This is a genomic window from Mycobacteroides chelonae CCUG 47445 (genome assembly GCF_001632805.1).
Classification (GTDB): domain Bacteria; phylum Actinomycetota; class Actinomycetes; order Mycobacteriales; family Mycobacteriaceae; genus Mycobacterium; species Mycobacterium chelonae.
In genome coordinates this window covers 4930552-4948317 of record NZ_CP007220.1, presented here as the reverse complement: position 1 = coordinate 4948317, position 17766 = coordinate 4930552, and the positions used below count along the sequence as shown (strand labels likewise).

Annotated in this window: 18 protein-coding genes and 1 pseudogene; 10 read left to right on the top strand and 9 right to left on the bottom strand. The window is 62.4% G+C overall.

Annotated features, from left to right (window positions below):
* The first annotated feature begins 368 nt into the window (after positions 1-368).
* Positions 369-1457, top strand: a complete 1089-nt coding sequence (locus BB28_RS23935) for an MlaD family protein (protein WP_046255350.1) — start codon at positions 369-371, stop codon at positions 1455-1457.
* Positions 1454-2026: a G/U mismatch-specific DNA glycosylase gene (mug, locus tag BB28_RS23930; RefSeq protein ID WP_046255349.1), complete on the top strand. Its 573-nt coding sequence runs from the start codon at positions 1454-1456 to the stop codon at positions 2024-2026. Before BB28_RS23935 ends, mug begins: the two co-directional genes overlap by 4 nt.
* On the opposite strand, the gene BB28_RS23925 is transcribed toward mug, so the two are convergent.
* From BB28_RS23925 to BB28_RS23915, 3 genes are all read right to left on the bottom strand, one after another.
* Positions 1977-2789, bottom strand: coding sequence for a DUF1906 domain-containing protein (locus tag BB28_RS23925; protein ID WP_046255348.1), 813 nt, complete (start codon positions 2787-2789; stop codon positions 1977-1979). The two genes, mug and BB28_RS23925, sit on opposite strands and share 50 nt — an antisense overlap.
* Before the next feature lie 128 nt (positions 2790-2917).
* Entirely contained in the window at positions 2918-4318 is a 1401-nt protein-coding gene (locus BB28_RS23920; protein ID WP_046256141.1) for a serine hydrolase domain-containing protein, read from the bottom strand.
* A 78-nt stretch (positions 4319-4396) separates the two neighbouring features.
* Positions 4397-5293, bottom strand: a complete 897-nt coding sequence (locus tag BB28_RS23915; RefSeq protein ID WP_046255347.1) for a LysR family transcriptional regulator — start codon at positions 5291-5293, stop codon at positions 4397-4399.
* A gap of 136 nt (positions 5294-5429) precedes the next feature.
* On the opposite strand from BB28_RS23915, the gene BB28_RS23910 reads away from it, so the two are divergent.
* The 4 genes and pseudogenes from BB28_RS23910 to BB28_RS23895 all read left to right on the top strand — a co-directional run bounded on the left by BB28_RS23910 (position 5430) and on the right by BB28_RS23895 (position 8514).
* Positions 5430-6347, top strand: a complete 918-nt coding sequence (locus BB28_RS23910; RefSeq protein ID WP_046255346.1) for an alpha/beta hydrolase family protein — start codon at positions 5430-5432, stop codon at positions 6345-6347.
* A gap of 143 nt (positions 6348-6490) precedes the next feature.
* Positions 6491-7303 (top strand): annotated as a pseudogene (locus BB28_RS23905) (LLM class F420-dependent oxidoreductase).
* A 49-nt stretch (positions 7304-7352) separates the two neighbouring features.
* Complete coding sequence (locus BB28_RS23900) at positions 7353-8162, top strand: SDR family oxidoreductase (protein ID WP_046255345.1); 810 nt, start codon at positions 7353-7355, stop codon at positions 8160-8162.
* Between the two features lie 19 nt (positions 8163-8181).
* Positions 8182-8514 carry a hypothetical protein gene (locus tag BB28_RS23895; protein WP_046255344.1) on the top strand — a complete coding sequence of 111 codons (333 nt, stop codon included), beginning with the start codon at positions 8182-8184 and terminating at the stop codon, positions 8512-8514.
* Between the two features lie 24 nt (positions 8515-8538).
* On the opposite strand, the gene BB28_RS23890 is transcribed toward BB28_RS23895, so the two are convergent.
* Complete coding sequence (locus BB28_RS23890) at positions 8539-9393, bottom strand: helix-turn-helix transcriptional regulator (RefSeq protein WP_081252324.1); 855 nt, start codon at positions 9391-9393, stop codon at positions 8539-8541.
* A gap of 93 nt (positions 9394-9486) precedes the next feature.
* On the bottom strand, positions 9487-10326 hold the full coding sequence (locus BB28_RS23885; protein ID WP_419894509.1) for an amidohydrolase family protein: 840 nt from the start codon (positions 10324-10326) through the stop codon (positions 9487-9489).
* Positions 10327-10548: 222 nt separating this feature from the next.
* Here BB28_RS23885 and BB28_RS23880 point away from each other — a divergent pair, with 222 nt between their 5' ends.
* Positions 10549-11808 carry an MFS transporter gene (locus BB28_RS23880; RefSeq protein ID WP_046255343.1) on the top strand — a complete coding sequence of 420 codons (1260 nt, stop codon included), beginning with the start codon at positions 10549-10551 and terminating at the stop codon, positions 11806-11808.
* 6 nt (positions 11809-11814) lie between these two features.
* On the opposite strand, the gene BB28_RS23875 is transcribed toward BB28_RS23880, so the two are convergent.
* Positions 11815-12648, bottom strand: a complete 834-nt coding sequence (locus BB28_RS23875; protein WP_046256139.1) for an SDR family NAD(P)-dependent oxidoreductase — start codon at positions 12646-12648, stop codon at positions 11815-11817.
* Between the two features lie 167 nt (positions 12649-12815).
* Here BB28_RS23875 and BB28_RS23870 point away from each other — a divergent pair, with 167 nt between their 5' ends.
* Genes BB28_RS23870 through BB28_RS23860 form a run of 3 tightly spaced genes read left to right on the top strand, consistent with a single transcriptional unit; the run spans position 12816 to position 15076 of the window.
* Entirely contained in the window at positions 12816-13661 is an 846-nt protein-coding gene (locus tag BB28_RS23870; protein ID WP_046255342.1) for an alkylmercury lyase family protein, read from the top strand.
* A 36-nt stretch (positions 13662-13697) separates the two neighbouring features.
* Complete coding sequence (locus BB28_RS23865; protein ID WP_046255341.1) at positions 13698-14321, top strand: maleylpyruvate isomerase family mycothiol-dependent enzyme; 624 nt, start codon at positions 13698-13700, stop codon at positions 14319-14321.
* 26 nt (positions 14322-14347) lie between these two features.
* On the top strand, positions 14348-15076 hold the full coding sequence (locus tag BB28_RS23860; protein WP_046255340.1) for a TetR/AcrR family transcriptional regulator: 729 nt from the start codon (positions 14348-14350) through the stop codon (positions 15074-15076).
* Here the strand turns inward: BB28_RS23860 and BB28_RS23855 are convergent.
* From BB28_RS23855 to BB28_RS23850, 3 genes are all read right to left on the bottom strand, one after another.
* Positions 15073-15864: a DoxX family membrane protein gene (locus BB28_RS23855; RefSeq protein ID WP_046255339.1), complete on the bottom strand. Its 792-nt coding sequence runs from the start codon at positions 15862-15864 to the stop codon at positions 15073-15075. The genes BB28_RS23860 and BB28_RS23855 overlap by 4 nt on opposite strands.
* A complete protein-coding gene (locus BB28_RS25405; protein ID WP_044105576.1) occupies positions 15865-16020 on the bottom strand; it encodes a hypothetical protein in 156 nt (51 codons plus the stop codon).
* A gap of 139 nt (positions 16021-16159) precedes the next feature.
* Positions 16160-17671 carry a PPE domain-containing protein gene (locus BB28_RS23850; RefSeq protein ID WP_064393552.1) on the bottom strand — a complete coding sequence of 504 codons (1512 nt, stop codon included), beginning with the start codon at positions 17669-17671 and terminating at the stop codon, positions 16160-16162.
* Positions 17672-17766 lie beyond the last annotated feature (95 nt).

The window sequence follows — 17766 nt, the reverse complement described above, 5'->3', positions numbered from 1 at the left end:
CACAGAACCGAAGAATGCATCTGCGTAGCAAACTATGGACCACTCTTCGTGACCTGCAAGCTGCGCGCCCCTGCCCTCAGCGACGTCCCGGTCCCGATTCGTTCGTTGAACGCGTCGAGTCAAATCCGTCACCCGATGCAGGCCCGTGACGATGCTCATCTGATGCCCCGTCATGTAGTGGAGATCACTGGCTTTCACGAGATAGCGAAGCACTTTCGCCCAATTTCTCTTGATACGGTTGCGCGATGGCATGGGACGCGCATTCCCAGGTAAATTCTGGTACGGTTGTGCCCATCCACTTAACGGCGACATGGGCGTCACGTCGCGTTCGTACAGTCGTTCAAGCCACTGCGGCAGCCTTACTGGCAATGACAGTGGCCGCCTGCGATCCGCCGACACTGGAGAGTCTCGACCTGCCGGCGCCAAGCATCGGTTCCGACGCGTATGCGGTCACCGCAAAGTTTGCCAATGCCTTGAATCTGCCAGATTTGGCAAAAGTACGCCTCAAGGGCGCTGATATCGGCGAGGTCGAATCCATCGAGGCGATCGACGATGTAGCCGTCGTCAAGCTTCGGATACTCAGGGGTGTGCGCCTACCGGTCGGATCCACCGCCCAGCTGCGCAGTGCGACTCCGTTGGGTGACGTGTTCGTAGCCCTCGAGCCCCCCGATCAGCCATCCGGGGAACTCCTGAAGGACGGCGACGTTCTCGACTTACAGACCACGTCGTCGGCTGCCTCCGTGGAAGGTGTGCTCAGTTCAGCCGCGGTGTTGGTCAACGGTGGTGTGGTGCGTAACTTGACCCATCTGGTCAACGGGCTCGGCAAGGCTTCAGCAGACAATGGTCAAACCCTGGGGGACATTGTGGGGCAATCGAATCAGCTGCTGGACACCCTCAATAAGCGTTCGGCACAGATTCAAAACTCATTGGACAAGACGTCCCAACTGGCCGCCTCGATATCGTCGCGAGAGAAGACGATCAATGATCTGCTCGCGGCATCGGGCCCGGGCGTGCGAGCGATCGATGCTAACCAGATCGGTGACCTGGCCAACAAGAGCGGGCAGATCAGCGATCAACTTGCGAAGTTCCCGTCGATCCAGGGCACCGATGGCCGCAGCACACTCGCCGACCTCAACTCGATCTCGCGCGGCTTCAACGACATCGCGGTGAGTCCCGACACCAGCCTGGTCGCACTCAATCGGCTGATACCCATGCTCATTAAGGCGAACGCGGGTAGTGCGCAAGCGCATGACGTCAACATCGCCAAGCTCGCATTGGGCAACATCGACGACGCGGGCTACAAGGGCTCCAGCGATTACCACGGACCCAAGCAGGCCGACTGGGCCTACTTTGTCGGTAGCTTCAAGTACACTCTGTACCGGCTTCAGGAGCGCATCGTTGGGCAAGGCCCGAACCCTCCAGCCCCCCAGGATAGTTCGGTACCGCCGGGCCGGTGAGCCATGAGAACCTACCTGTTGTGGGCCAGTACTCTCCCGATATTCTCGCTGCCGGGCTCGACGTAATTTTCTGTGGAATCAATCCTGCCGCTACCGCGGTGGCCGATGGACACAACTTCTCGAACCGAAGCAACCGTTTCTGGGAAGTGCTCTATCGGGCCGGCTTCACCGACATTCGCCTGCGTCCGGAGGACGAGCGTCAACTGCTGACGTTCGGGTGCGGTATCACCGCTGCTGTCGGTCGCGCAACGCCGCGGGCCGACGACATCACGGCTAGCGAATTCCGTTCGGCACGGCCAGATTTCGAGGAGAAGATGCGCCGCTTGGAACCTCGGGCGCTGGCATTTCTCGGAAAGCGTGCGGTGGTATCCATGCTCGAGGCCCCACACATCGCATTTGGAGTGCAGCCATTCCGCTTCGCGGAGGTCACGACGTGGGTGCTGCCGAATCCCAGCGGTCTCAACCGGCGGTTCACGCTCGACGCACTCGTCGACGCCTACACCGAACTCAGGGTGTCCCTCACTGGTGAAAGTTCCACTGGCCGACATCCTGGGCCAGGGCGTCACTGACGTCGACGTCGAGTCCGCCGACCACCGGGCCGGGATTGGACGTGGTGCTCACGATGCGTTGGTAGAGAACCGCACCGGGGAAGACCTGGCCGCGTGACCATGACCGGGTCTGCCAGGCCCACACGTGGCCGGGTGAGCGCGAATTGCCGATCACGCCGTCGGCGGCGGCCCACTGGCACGGATTGACACCGCCGTAGATGCCGGTGCGCTGTACCCCGAGCACCGAGTTGATGCCCTTAAACCATTGCAGTGCAACGTTGTTCCAGGTATCACGGTTGATGTCGTCGTCGACGGAGAAGAAGACCGGCGCACTTTGGCCGCCACCGGCGGCGGTGTGCAGCTGCCAGGCGGTACGAGCGTCCTCGACGCCACCGGCGAATCCGCGTGTGAAGTCCGATGGCGCTGTGCCGCCGGGCTTTCCGTATTGGAAATTGCTGACGATCACCAGCCCGGCCGCGGTGAGCGCCTGGGCATACGGCCGGGTGATCGGCTTGGCGCCCATGGACGATCCGGGGCGTGAGGTGGAGACGTAGTTGATCACTCCCGAGTGTCCAGCGGCCTTGATGTCCTCTGCCGGAATCTGGCGCATGGCGAAATCGATCAACGTGGGCGCGGCGGCAGACGCCGTCGGCGTGCCGGCAGCGGCTGATGCCGCACCGAGCCCGGCGAGTGCGGACAGGGCTGTGGCGTAGCGCAGTGCGTCACGTCGGGTCACCGAACGTGAAGGGCGCAGAGGGTCGTTGGTCCCCGACGAATCGTGCATCGCAGGAAGTTAACAATGTGGCTGTTGTTAAAGGTGTTGCCTCGCCGAAACGGCCGATAACGTTCTGGCATCAGGGTGGAGAATCTCGTGATCGACAGGGGCGCAGTGGTTCTCGGCCGAACAACCGTTTAATTGCTGTAGAGATGTAGAACCTGGGCTGCCGTGGTGGCGATATCGCCGCTCAGCCCCACAATGGGTGGGCCGCCGCGCTGATGGATAACGTTCGCCAGGACCACCACGTACGTGTCCGATGCTGCGTCAATCCACACCGTCACCCCGGTGAAGCCGGAGTGGCCGACGCTGCCGATGGGAAAGAGCATTCCACGCGGTTTGGATAGTTCCGTATCGATATCCCAGCCGAAACCGCGCAGACTCTGTCCCGCTATCGCCGGATAGTGCGGCGCAAGTAGGGGATCGGTGGGATTCGGACGCTCCTGGATCGCCTGGCGGCTGGCGTTGTTGGCGGCTTCGAGTTGTGTGGCCGTGTGGCCTGGCTGCTGCGGTGTCGTCATCAGTTCCAGGGTGGATCGTTTCAGCGGGAACAGGCTCGGCCGCCCGGCGAGCCGATCGAGAAGTGCCTGGGAGTACCGGCCGACGTCATCGGCGGTCGAGAACACGCCGGCACTGCCGACCGCGCCACCCATTCGGCGCGCGGTGGGGTCGTGCACGGTGCCGCGAAGCAGATTGTCGTAGTTGGGATTGAGACCGGGGGCGTCCTCATCGCGAGCTGTCGGTGCGATGCGTGTCAACAGATCGGTGTTCCAGGTGCCCGCCGGGCAAGGAGCATGCGTGGCGGCCAGCTTGTCGAAAGAAACTGCCGTACCGATGATTTGGTGAGGTCCACATGCCTTGGCCGGGGGTAGGTAACGCGTGTCGGACATGTCCAGTGGCGCAAAAACGTTCTCCTGCACGTAAACATCCAAAGACTCGCCGGTGATCTTCTCGATGAGCACGCCGAGGATGATGAAGTTGATATCGGAGTAGTGGAATGTCTTACCCGGATCCAATGCCAATGGAGCGGTGAGTGCCCGATGTACACCGTCCGTCTTGTCCGCCGCCGTCACTCCCCAAGGCCCCTGATGGCTCAGGTCGCCTCCGATGCCCGAGGTGTGTGTCAACAGCATGCGAAGTGTCACCTGTGCGCGTCGCGGGTCGTTGTCGGGGTTGAAATCCGGCAGGTATGTCTGCACGGGCTCGTCGATCCGAACCAGGCTCCTTTCGTACAGCTGAAGGAGGGCCACACTCGTCGCGAGAGGTTTGGTCAACGACGCCAGGTCGAAGATCGTGTCGTCGGTCATCGGTTCGGCAGGTGTGGGCCACCCGTCTAGTCCCGGTTCATCGGGGAGCTTGCGCCAGCCGAAGGCCTGCCGGAACACGACCTTGCCGGCGTGCCCGATGTGCACTACCGCTCCAGGCAGCCGAGGCGCTGCAACCGCGTCGTTGACGAGGCGGATGACGGGAGCGAAAGGACCTTCGGGCTCCACGCTCGGCGCGGTGATCGGATTCGCTGCGTGCCCGCATGCCGGCATCCCGCCCAGAACGAGCAGGGCTGTGGCGATGGCGCAGACCCGAGCTCGCGACGCCTTCACCAGATCAACGGTAGAGGCTCAGGTATGGGTAAGTGCATCCCGGACGGCTGATTGGGTGTGGGGCAGCCAGATTGCCTGGATGGGCGCCTGCGGCGGGTCGGTGATTTCGACGACGACGACTTGGCCCGCCAGGCATGGACCGGTGGGGGCGGTGACGAACGCGACGCCGTCGTTGTCGAGGACCGCGGTCACCGGCGGGGTCCCCTGAACACGGTTGATGGTGAATGCGGGTTCGAACCCGGCGGACCGGCAGGTGCTGAGGATGTAGTCCGTGTAGTTGGAGAATCCCGGAGGTGCCCACACGATGATCCGTTCGTTCCGTAGATCACGTAGAGCCACCGAATCACGTTCTGCCAGAGGGTGATCGCTGGGTACCGCGACGCGCAGCGCGTGATATCCGATCACGCGTGATGCGAGGTTCCTCGGTGTTGAGATTCCCCGCCGAAGCGCGATGTCGGCCGATCCGCAGATGATCGCGGGCTCGAGGGCACTGGGGAACATCTGCAGCGCGGTGATTGATATGTCGGGCAGTGCCGATCGAACCGGAACGAGGAGCTGATGGACTTCTTCGGCGGTGATCGCCGGGGTGTGTGCGACCACGAACGGTTGAGGTGCATCGGATGCGGTGTTCTGTACCTGGCGCACCAACGTCTGCGCGGCGGCCAGCAGTACGACGGATCCGTCGCGCAGAACCTCCCCGGCGGGGGTCAACTCGATATGGCGGCCGCTGCGGTCGAACATCTTCGCGCCGAGCTGCTTTTCGAGGTTCGCCATTGACTGGCTGATGGCTTGTTGCGTCAGTCTCAGTTGGCTGGCTGCCCGGGAGAAACTCGCATATTCCGCCACGGAGAGGAATTGCTGGAGACGTCGGAGATCGATCGGATCGTCTCCCGTTTCCGTTGGCCGAGAAGTCATGAATAGCACTATATGCCCAAGTAAAAGTTGTAGATCTTGAATAATTTTTTGTTTTCGCCTTGTGCTCGGTGCCTCTAGCGTGGAGTCGTCAGGGCTTTACTGACGAATGAGTCGCGTAAATGAAAGGTGCTGCCCCATGCCAGACGATGTGGACCAGCTTGTTAAGCAGCTTGCCGAAACGTTCGGACGCCCGATCCGCTCGCCGATTCTGCATTGGCCGGACGAATATGGTCTGGAGTACGAGTCGGTGACCTTCCCGTCGGAGGACGGTGTACCGCTGGATGCCTGGTTCATTCCCTGTAAGGGCTCCAAGAAGATCGCGATCGCCAATCACCCGATATGGCACAACCGCTATGGGTTGCCCGCCCACCTGGAGCCGTGGAAGCAGATCGGCGGCGCCGGTGGTAACGACTTCGAGGTCAACTTCATGGCCGACTACAAGAACCTGCATGACGCCGGATACAACGTACTCACCTACGACATGCGCAACTTCGGACACAGCGGAATTGGCAACGGTGGCATCGGCAGCAACGGAATCTTTGAGTCCCGGGACGTCATCGGTTCAATTCAATACGTGCGCTCGCGGCCCGATACCAGGGACATGACCGTCGTGCTGTTCAGCCGCTGCTGCGGCATGAACGCCACCTTCATCGCCCATGACCGGCGACCGGAGGTGTTCGAAGGCATTCCGGCCATCGTGTCTCCGCAGCCGGTCTCACTACGCCCGTTCTATGAGCGCATCACCGAGATCTTGGGTATCACAGATCGTTTGGACGATATTGAGCGTGAGATCCAGCTGATCACCAGCTTCAAGCTCGACGACATGTCGCCGATCCCTTACGCCAAGAGCATGGACATCCCCACCTTCTTGGTTCAGGTGCGCAATGACGCGCTCACCCGGGAAAGCGATGTTCAGACGATCTTCGACAGCATGCCGGTGACGGACAAGAAGCTGTTCTGGATCGAGAACTCCACCAGAAGGTGGGACGGGTACAACTACTTCCCGAACAACCCAGAGCAGTTGATCGACTGGTTCGACACCCACACCTCCTAGCGGGGTACGGGGGCCACCTCGACGGGGGGTGGCCCCCAGCCTGTCGGTTTGGCGACCCGATTCGGAGCTGCACCGCGTATCAGATCGAGGGATCCTTGGATGGCAATGCGTTTCGATATCAAGACGGCTAATCATCACACGCGCTGGCCGTGTGGAAGGAAGCCGACGGCATCGAAATCTTTCATACCGCCTGGCTTTTCGATCATTTCTATCCCATCGCGTCGTCATCGGAACCCGAGCCGGATCTGGGTGGCCCATGCCTGGAAGGATGGACACTGTTGGCGGCCCTGGCTCGGGAGACAACTCGCCTGCGGATCGGGACATTGGTCACGGGCACCCACTACCGCCACCCCGCGGTGCTGGCGAATATGGTCGCGACGGTCGACATCATTTCCGGCGGGCGGCTCGAACTAGGTCTCGGAGCGGGCTGGAATGAGGACGAATCCAATGCTTACGGCATCGATCTCGGCTCAGTCAGTCAGCGTTTCGATCGGTTTGAAGAGGCCTGCGAGGTGATCGTCGGGCTGTTATCGCAGCGGTTCACCTATTTTTCCGGGAACTACTACACGATCACCGGCGCGTACTGCGAGCCCAAAGGTCCTCAACGGCCCTATCCACCAATACTTATCGGCGGCAACGGAGAGAAACGCACGCTACCCCTGGTAGCCCGGTTCGCTCAGCACTGGAATTTCCCTAACGGCACACCCGAGGAGTTCGCACGGAAGCTCGACATCTTGCACGCCCGATGCACCGATATCGGCCGGGATCCGTCAGAGATCGTGACCTCTGCGCACATCTGGCTCAAATCTGGTTCACACGAAGATATTTCATGACTGGTAGATGAGATCGCGGCGTTCCAGAACGTGGGCCTTGAGGCTGCGGTTATCTATCTGCCCTTACCACTGGATCCCCGGGTGCTCCCACCATTGGCGGTGGAACTCGGCACGCTCCTCTAGCCGTCCACAGCAGTACTTCCAGAAATGTAACGAGAGAGGACAACAGATCATGGTGAATATTCCTGATTCAATCGAGACGGTGCAGCCGTACCGACCGGTGGACCGGCCGCTCTCCGGGAAGGTGGCCGTAGTGACCGGGGCCTCGGCGAATATGGGTGCTGCGCTTGCCCGGACGCTTGCGCACGACGGCGCCCGGGTTGTTGTGCACTACCGCAGTGACTCCAAGAAGGACAAGGCCGCGCAGGTGGTGCGGGAAATCCAGGACGCCGGCGGCGAAGCAGTCAGTTATCAGGCGGATCTGGTGGTCCCGGAGAACTGCACCAAGCTTGTGGACTTCGCATTCGAGGCATTCGGCCGCTGGGACATCCTCGTCAACACCGCCGGAATGATTGTGCGAAAGCCTTTGGCGGACATCACCGAGGACGAATACGACGCTGTGTTCAACACCAACGCCAAGACGGTGTTCTTCATGATGCGCGAGGCTGCGCGCCGGATGGCCGATGACGGCCGGATCCTCAGCTTCATCACGGCCATGGTTGGCGCGCTGGCTCCGACATACAGTGCCTATGCCGGGTCGAAGGCTCCGGTGGAGCACTTCAGCAAGGCGTTGGCCAAAGAGGTGGGTGGTCGCGGGATTACCGTGAACTGTATTGCGCCGGGCCCACTACAGACGAGCTTCTTCTATCCCGCGGAGTCCGACGAGAACATCGCCTGGCTGCAGTCGATGAGTATCAATGGGCAGATCGGCCGAGGGGACGACATATTGCCGGTCGCCAGACTGTTGGTTCTTCCTGAAGGTCGATGGACCACCGCCCAGACCATCTTTGTCAACGGCGGAATCCTCTCCACCATCAACTAGTGCCCGCAAGGAGGCTGTTATGCCATCTCCGACGAAAGATCTAGGCCTTGTCACCGAGCCCGCAGTACGGGATGCGGTCACCGCTTGGCAGAGTAAAGACAGCGAGCACTGGCTGGCCGCGTTTATCGCCGAGCCCGGGCTCACCGATGATGGCGCGCCACGTGATTTCAGTGCGTTCAGCGCCGAAATCGGTCACGAGTACTTCACCCGGATAGAGCGGGTCAGCCCGGACGGACACACCGTCATCGGCCAGTTTCATAGCGAGACATGGGGAAATTTCCGGACGTTCTTCCGATTCATTCCCGGTGGGCCGGATGGAAAATTTACCAAGCTTGAGATTGGCCAGGCCTGAGCTGCCTACCTTCGCATGCGGGATTCAGGTGTTGTCGCGATAGGCGCGGGGGGTCGTGCCGACGTGATCCTCGAATGTGGCGGTGAAGTGGCTGGAGTTTGACAGGCCAATGGCAGAGCCGATGTCGGCGATCGACAGTGCGCTGTGGGTCAGTAGCCGTTTTGCTTTGGCAATGCGCCGATTCAGGAAGAACTGATATGGCGTGGTCTGGAATGTCGCGGAGAATGCTCTGGTGAACTCGCGCACGGTCATGCCGCAGCAACTGGCGAGCTGAGCCAGTCCGATGAGATGGTCGGGACTGGTATCCAGGTATTCGATCAGTGCGGCCTGCGCGGCCCTGTCCAGCCCGCGATAGAACGGGGGCTGCACCGCGCCATCGCCGGTGTGTCTGTCGGCAAGATGGAGCAGTAGTGATTCGGTGAGCGATTCGATCAGTAAGAGTGCGAAGACATCGTCTCGGTCCTTCACGTCGCTGATTCGCTCGATGAGGTGATGCGTTAGTGAATCACGTTGTCCAATAGCAGGTTTAATGGTGCCGTGGGTGATGGCCTTGGTGGGGATGGAGAGTTGGCAGTACTGGACGGTGTCGCCCTGCGCCAGTGCCGCGTATTGGTGTTCGGCGGGAATGACCCACACATCACCGATGTTCGGCAGCGCACGACCCGACGGCCCGTGCTCGATGTCGAATTCCATGGTGCGCATGCGGCCGAGGCGATGAATCACGATGACGTGATGGGATTCGCGCCAAGACCAATCCGTGGGCGCGGCGATGTTCTCGGTGGCAAGGGCCAGCTCGACGTCGCCCGCGGCAATCCTGGTGGACGAGGTCAGCCGACGGACACCCTTGGTCCGCTCGGCATACCGGGGCGTGTCAAGCATGGGTGTGACTCCGTCCGCGTGTCAGGAGTCCAGCGTATCTGTGCAGATGGCCAGCTGCAGTTCACGGGTGTCCTGTCGTTGCGTGAGCTAAGTTCACCGCGAAGCCATCAAACGCGCGACGCCACGCATCACGGTGCGACGCGCCAGGTCCCGTGCGTTGTCCGCGAGTGACCGCGTCGGGGGAGTAGGTGCCGTGCCGAGACGGGAAAAGAGCCTCAGAGCATTGGTACGGTCGATCGCGGCGCGAGCCGAGTTGTCCAGCGGGTAGTTCTCCAGACCGGCGGCGAACAGTTGTGAGGCTGCGAGCGGCGCGAACGGCCAGTCCGATCCGAACAGGACGTGACCGGGTTCGGCGAATGCCAGCAACGAGGGCAGTGCAGCGGGGCTGGAGGACAGCGCGGTATCGAAGTAGAAACTTGCGAAGTCATCCAGATTGTCCGCAGGGCTGGCTCCCGTGTCGCTGGTGATGGCGACGGCCATGCGGTGGCTGGCGTACGGCACGAAGCCACCCGCGTGACTGAGGATGAATTTGATGTTCGGGTATCTGCGGCGGATTCCGTTGCGGACCAATAGGTATGCGGCCCGGGTGGTATCGAGAAGGAAGTCGGCGGCGAAGGGCAGCACTCCGGTGATGGCCGGTCCGGGCAGATCGGCGGGATGGATGAAGACCACCGCTGAGCGGGCGTCCAGTGCGGCGAACAGATCGTCCTGTCCGTCCTGGCCGAGGTATACGCCGTCGTTGTTGGCCAGCAGGACCACGCCATCTGCGCGCAAGACATCCAGTGCACGAACAGTTTCGGCGACGGACGCATCGATGTGGGGCATCGGGACGGTGGCGAAGAAGCCGAACCGCTCCGGATGTCCGTCGACGACGGACGCGGTGTAGTCGTTCAGGTCGCGGGCCAACGCCGCAGCATCAGAGGCGGAGGACAAGAAGGTAGTGCCCGCCCGCCGGCCTCATCGATTCCGGCGGTCTGTAGGACCTTGCGATACAGGGCCGGGATGCAGTGATGGTGGGTGTCGATGCGTGCCATGAGTATCCGCCTCAGTTGTCGGTTTCAGGGTGCCGCACTGATTGTGCCCCCGATCTCGTGCCCAGCGGCCCTAGTGCGAGAGCACCTACAGTGGTTGTTCGAAGAACATCGAGAGGACCGTATGTCTACGGAAACGCCTGCTACACGCCTTGAGGCGGATGTCCGGGTTGTGCAGCCGCGCGCCTTCCTGCCGGTCTTTCTGCTGGCCTACTTCGCCTCCGCGGTCGCGCTGCTTGCCGCCGGTGCGGTGAGCATCCCGCTGCGGCTGGCCGAGCTGGACCCGGCGCACAAGACGCAGGTGCTGTCGCTGACGATGGCTCTCGGTGGCATTGCGATCATCGTGGTGACGCCTCCCTTGGGCCATCTCAGTGACACCTCGATCTCGCGGTTCGGTATTCGCAGGCCGTTCCTGGTGGGTGGCACTCTTGTCGGTGCGGTGGGTCTGACGACATTGGCCACGGCTCCGACGGTCGGTGGCGTGGTCGCGGGTTGGTGCATCACCCAGATTGGCTTCGCCGCAACTCTCGTGGTCTTCAACGCGCTGTTGGCAGATCAGATATCGGTCGCTATCCGGGCACGGGTGGCGGCGGTGTTTGGCATCTCGACCAGCCTTGCGCCTGTGGTCGGCAGCGTATTCATCAACGTCCTACCGAACGATCCGCGATGGTGGTTCGGCCTCCCGGCGGTACTGGCGCTGATGTTCAATGGCGCCGCCGTACTTGTTCTGCGTGACATCGTCCGCACGGAGCGGGTTCCCCGAAGCTGGCAAGCGATCCTCGCGAGCTATTGGATGAATCCAAGGAAACACCAGGATTTCGCGTGGGCATGGATCTGCCGTCTTTTCGTCACGATGTCGGTGCTGCTGGTGACGGTCTACATGCTGTACATCGTGGCGGGCACCTTGGGGTTGTCGGAGCATGAGGCCGCCGCCAAGTACGGCGTCATCATCGGTGCCTTCCTGATCACCAATACGGTCACCGCAGCGATATCGGCGTGGTGGTCAGATCGCACCGGCCGTCGTAAGGGCATCGTCTGGACCTCATGCCTGATCACTGCGGTCGGCCTGGTGATCTTGCTGCTGTTCAAGGACTTCCATTCCCTGTTGCTCGGCGCGGCAGTGATCGGAGCAGGGCAGGGTGCCTACGCCGCTGTGGATTTGGCGCTGATGACGGAGGTGCTCCCCGAGACGGAGTCGTCGGGGAAAGACCTTGGCGTGGTGGCCATGGCGTACCTGTTACCGCAGCTGCTTGTGCCCATGTTGGCAACAGCGCTATTTGGGTTACATCACGCCCAAGGGGACTTCAGCATTCTGTATCTGGCGTCCATGGTGCTGTCGGTCCTCGGTGCGCTGGCAGTGCTTCCGATCAAATCCGTACGGTAGCCGGCCCTACGTGATCGACGCGATGGTGGTGTCCGCTGCTGTCGGGGAGAACAAATCGATCGCCGGCAGCAACGCGCGCAGCACGGCGGCGTTGACCTCCACCGGCTGGTGAGTCACTGCGCGCGTGATCCAGCGGCCGGCCTCCTGTGCGGATAGGGCCACGGCGGCTTCGTATTCCGCTGTGGGCGCGATCATTTCGGTGCGTACCAGCGGGAAGTACACATTGGTCGCGCGGATACCGGGGTGTGGCTGTTCGGCGTTGAGGGTGCGGCCGAAGATCGCCAGTGCGCTCTTGGACGCGGCATAGGCAGAGAAGCGCGGAAAAGTGTTGGCGTGCAGGGCCCATGTGCAGACATTGACGATTTGGCCGCGTCCACGCTCGATCATTCCGGGCAGTAAACCCAGGGTCAGCTGCACGGGCGCGAAGTAGTTCAGCGCCATGGTCCGCTGGTAGTCGTGCAGCCGGTCGGTCGCGTCGATGATGCGACGGCGGATCGAACGGCCGGCGTTGTTCACCAACACATCCACGCGCTGATGGGCGAGGTCCTCCAGCAGTCTGGCGATTTCGGCCTCGTCGTTCAGATCGCAGGTGCGCCACTCGCAACCGGTCTCATCCGCGAGAGCCTTCAGCTCATCCGCGCGCCGGGCCACACCGATCACGCGGGCTCCCCGGGCGCGTAGTTGGATGACGGCCTGTCGGCCGATTCCGGCCGACGCACCCGTAACCACCACTGTCAGTTGGCTGACGTCACGTCCCGGTCCTGCCAGCAGGGAATCGAGCGGCGCCGGCAGCAGGGTGCGGCGCTGAGCAAGATTTTGGACAGTACGGCGTACGGACACGGAAATCCCCTTCACATCGGTGGTGGCCACTTCCTACCGATATGACCACACGGTCATATTAACGGCCTGGGTATGCCCCGTGGTCGGGGGTCTACGCGTATTGATGACGCCCGACGGTATGTGTACAGTGATCGAAAAGTGAGCAGTGATCACAGCTGGAGGCGTTGATGGCGACACTGAGTGACGAGGCGCGAGCGCTCCGAGAGCGCATCATGGCGCAGGTGCTGAATGACGGAACCGTGCCCACGGTTGCGCAACTACTCAGCGAGTTCGCGCTGTCGGAGGGGGAGCTCGCGTTGCTCCTACGTGACCTGGAGGGCGCGATCTGTGTGGCCCGCCAGGACCAGGAGCATGCGGATAGCGAGACTTTCCAGGATGAGGTGCTCGATGCCCCGCAGCCGCCGCGGGGCGAGCTGGTCTATGCGCGCCCGTTCGCGACCTTCAAGAACCACTACGCGATTACCGTTGAGGGCAAGCAGAAGTGGTTCGCCGAATGTGCTGTCGAGGCGTGCGCGATATCTGGGCAGTTCCCCGGCGCGGAGGTGATCGTGGACTCTGTGTGCCGGCACACCAAGCAGCCGGTGCGCCTCGTCGGGCGGGATGGCCTGCTGGTGGACTACTCACCCAAAACGCTGCGGGTGCACCTCGGATATCCGGTTCGTGAGATGCCCCATCGGGTCGTCGGCTGGTGCGATTACAACAGCTTCTTTGCCTCGGAAGACGCCGTGAACCAGTGGAGAGCAGAGCATCCCGAGATCGCCGGAGTTACTCGATCGCCCGCGGAGATGGCGCGCCTGGTTTCCGGCTCGATCGCGCAAGGGCGACACGACTACTCCTACCAACCCAGTCTGCCGCTGCTGACGATGGCGCGACAAATGCGGCAGATGGGCCTCACCCGCGCTACGCGGCTCGGGTTCCACGTGCCCGATCCATTTTGGCTGCCGACACCGAAGATGCTGTCCAGCTGGCGAAGGAACGGTCTGGGCAACTTCATCCGGCTGCGATTTCACTGAATACGTCGAGGGAATACGGAGCCAAGGGAGCTGAGGATGTCTCGAGCCGATGTGTACGCGATGGTTCAACAGGAGAAGCGCGACCTGGCCGCACTGCTGCGCACGCTCGCTCCGCAGGAATGGGACGCACCGTCGCTGTGTGCGGGATGGAGGGTGCGTGATGTCGTGGCCCATGTGTTGTATGACGGAACTTCGTTTCCCAGGTACTTCTACGAGGTCGTTCGGGTGCGCGGATCGGCCGATAAGTTGAACCAGCTCTATATCGACCGAGCAGAAGGGTGGTCGACGGACAAGCTGCTTGCGGCGTTCGAATCCACGATCGACAGAAGCTATTCGGCGAAGATCCAGCCAAAGCTGGTTCTCGCTGACCTGCTCATTCATCACCAGGACATCCGACGCCCGCTGAACCGGCTCCGGAAGGTGCCCGTTGGCACGCTGCGAACCGTACTGGAGAACCCTGACCCGTTTATTCACTCGAAACGCAGACTCAAGGGGTTGCGTTGGACGGCAACCGATGTGGACTGGACCTACGGCGACGGCCCGGAGATTCGAGGCCCAGGAGAGGCAATCGTGATGGCGGTCGGTGCCCGACCTAGCGTGCTGTCCGAGCTCACCGGCCCCGGCGTGGATCTACTTCGCCCCAGGCTCGGCAACAGCTGAGCACGCAGCATTCATAGACTGGCCACGTGCCCACCCCGACGAATGCTGCGGATGTCCCCGCCACGAGGCGGGCTAGACAGCGTGCGCAGACAACGGATGAGATCAAGTCCCACGCCAGAAAGCAGCTCGCCGACGGCGGCACCGGTGCCCTGTCCTTACGGGCGATCTCCCGAGAAATGGGCATGGCACCCGCAGCATTGTTCCGCTACTTCGATACGCAGGCGGCGCTGATTACCGCATTGTGCGTTGACGCCAATGTCGCCCTTGCCGAAGCGATGAGCGAGGGGCAAGAAGCTGCGGACCAGGGCAGTGCGACGGGCCGGGTACGCGCCGCGTTCGTCGCCGCTCGGCGCTGGGCGCTCGCCAATCCTGGAGATTTCGCATTGCTCAGCGGTACGCCCATCCCGGGATATCGTGCGCAGCCCTCCGAGACCGGTCCTGCTGCTGTGCAAGTCATGGTGTCCTTTATGGGTGCGTATCTCAACGCTGTCGCGGCGGGAGAGGCGGTGCCGCAACGCACTACATTCCGCCCGTTGGCTCCGGGGCCACTTCTTGCTGCGCTGCTGGGAACGACGTCGGACGAATCGGCTGACACCGCGATCATCGGGATCGGTATCTCGGCGTGGACATCCATCACCGGGTATCTCGCCGGCGAGATCTTCGGGAGCCTTCGGGATCTCGTGACAGACAGCGATGCGCTCTATGACGATCACGTGGACACCGTCATGCGTGGAATGGGCTTCGCCGTCAGCTAGTGTCGGCCGAAGGTGCGGGCGAACTTGCGGAGTCTCGGTGGCGGATCGGCGGCAAGTGCCTCGATCTGTTTCCGGCCCTTATCTGCCGCGCTGGCCAGTTCGGCACTGTGTTCTGAGATGCGTTCCGCGAGTTCACTTCCCCGCCGTGACGCAATATCCGCCAGCTGACCGCCTCGCCGTTGCGCGGCCTCGGCGATCTCTGCACTCCGTTCGCGGGCGTGTTCGGCGATCACGGGAACCTTTTCGCGCGCCGCCTCTCCCAGCTCTACCGTCTTGGCGCGGAGCGACTGTGAAGTGTCTTCGACTCCGGGGAGCGCAGAGGTAACCACAGCGACAGCATCGCTAGCTGCCCTGCGCGCGCGCCACGATAAGCCGGGCCGCCCCTCAGTATCGATGCCCGCGATGATCAGACCGCCCAAGATTGAGACGTTCTTCCAGAAGTCCGTCTTCTGCTGCAATTTGAGGGCAGGATCGGTCTCGCGCCAGAACGCCTTGCTGCCCAGGGTCACCGGGACCAGTGTGCCTGCCAGTACCCATGCCGATATCCGGGGAAGCCTTCCACTGGCCAAGGCCAAACCAGCGGCAAGCTGTGCTGCCCCGTGTATTTGGACGTAGGTCTTCGGGTCTCGTGGCAGGTAGCGGGTAGCTGAGCTGGGCGCGTTCTCCAAAAGATCGTTGACCAGTGGTTCAGCGACGGCGGCCGATGCCTCCGGATGACGCAGGCCATCGGCCCCCGCAGCGATGAATATGGACCCGAGCATGGGACGGGCAATGCGGCGTACCAACACTCAGAACCACACCTTGCGACCCGCGACGGGCCTGCCCACCGCCCCTAAGATCCACAGGACGGCACCGGCCACCACCAGGATTATCCCAACCGTCTGGAGAATCGGGACGGCCAAGACATACCCCAGGACTGCCAGCAGAACACCCAAAATAATCATGATGCTGCTCTCCTTGCTCAAGGTTCGTAGCGGCCACTTCGGCCTCACGGCGGGGGTATACCCGCTCGATGTGATTCCGAAACACGAACAATGGGCAGATGTTTCGAACGGCACGTGTGTGCGGTAGTTGGTGCCCAGATCAGCGGGTTTCGCCGCCGTCTTCCGTGGTGTTCCACGTTCCCGGGAGCATGGGGGTAACCCGGCTTTCGGGGGAGTCTCCGGCGAGGGTGGTGAGTCCGGCGGCTTCGGCAGGTGCTGATGTGGTGCGCACACCGGCGAAGCCGAGCCTCCCCACGCCTGTACGCGAGGCGCTCACCGTCAGTGGATCGCCGGTGGCGGTGTCGACGGCGATGTCGTTGTCCAGGGTGGCGTACTCGTGACGGTACCCGCGGTCCTCTGCGGTTCCGCGACGGCGCCTGCGGCTCTTGGACTTTCCGGGGTTGCAGGCCAGTGCGGCCGCAGCCGCCACGGCACTGCTCGGGGCCTGGGCCGCGGCGCCAATGCTCTGGCCCATGGTTGGCCCGAACCCGAATCCGGGGCCGTCCCCCCGAACGGCGTATCCGAGTCCTTCTGCGCCCGCGGGTGGTGGGGTGGCGGGAGCCGGGGCAGAGGTGGGAGTCACCGTGGAGGTGGATGGTGGGGGAGGTGCGGCCGAGCTCGCCGTGGTCACCGTGCCACCACTCATCGCGACAGCGTTCGGCTGGTCGGCACGGGGATGGACGACCTCCGCGGCGACATCGGCAGGTGGCGCCGCAGGCATCTGAGAGAGGCTGCCCAAGGTGATGGCGAGCGGCAGAGAGATACCCGCCGCGGGGCCCAAGATTGCGGCGTAGATAGGTGTTCCCATCACACCAAACGTTGCGGCATAGGCGAATACGAAGAACAGCGGCTGCCAGGTAACCAGGGCTGCGGCCGGATTGGTGGAGAAGTCGATGATGATCTGGATGATGGTGCCGACCGGGTCGGTAATCAGTCCCTTCAACGCACGATACATCCCCAGGAAGTGTTGGGAGTTCGCCAGCAACATCTCGATGGGATCGTTCGGATCGGGCACGATGGGCGGTGGCTTGGTGGCATCCTGAGCCGCGGCCCGCGCGGTGCGACCACTTTCTGGCGAGAGCACTGCCGGTGACGGGAGGGTCGGCGGTGCTGTGGTCACCGAAGTTTCGGAGACGGCCTGGTAGGTGCTCATCACGGTCGCGGCCTGTATCCACATCCGGATGTAGTCGGCCTCGTTGACGGCGATCGGAATGGTGTTGATACCAAAGAAATTGGTGGCGGTAAGCGCCCCATGCGCCGCGTGATTCGCGGCGAGCTCGGCAAGGGTGGGCATGGTGGCCAGCGCCTCGGAGTAGGCCGTGGCTGCCGTCTCGGTCTGGGCAGCCACTCCGGCGCTGACGGTACTGGTCTGCTGTAACCAGCTGAGGTATGGAACATGCGCCGCCTGGTATTGATCGGCGCTGGAGCCGATCCAGGGGCCGCTTTGTACCGTGCCCAACGTCGTAGTGAGTTCGGTTGCCGCCGCGGAGTATTCAGTGCTCAACGAGCGCCAGGCGTATGCCGCGGCGAGTAGAGACCCCGGGCCGGGGCCGCTGCTGAGTAGGGCCGAATGCACTTCTGGAGGTGCCGCCATCCATACCGGAGCCGTCATGACCTGTTGCCTGTGCGGTCGACCGGACCGACTGTGGGGGAATCAGTTTCACAACGCATCATCTGACCGATTTCCAGGGCCACACGCGTGCAGCC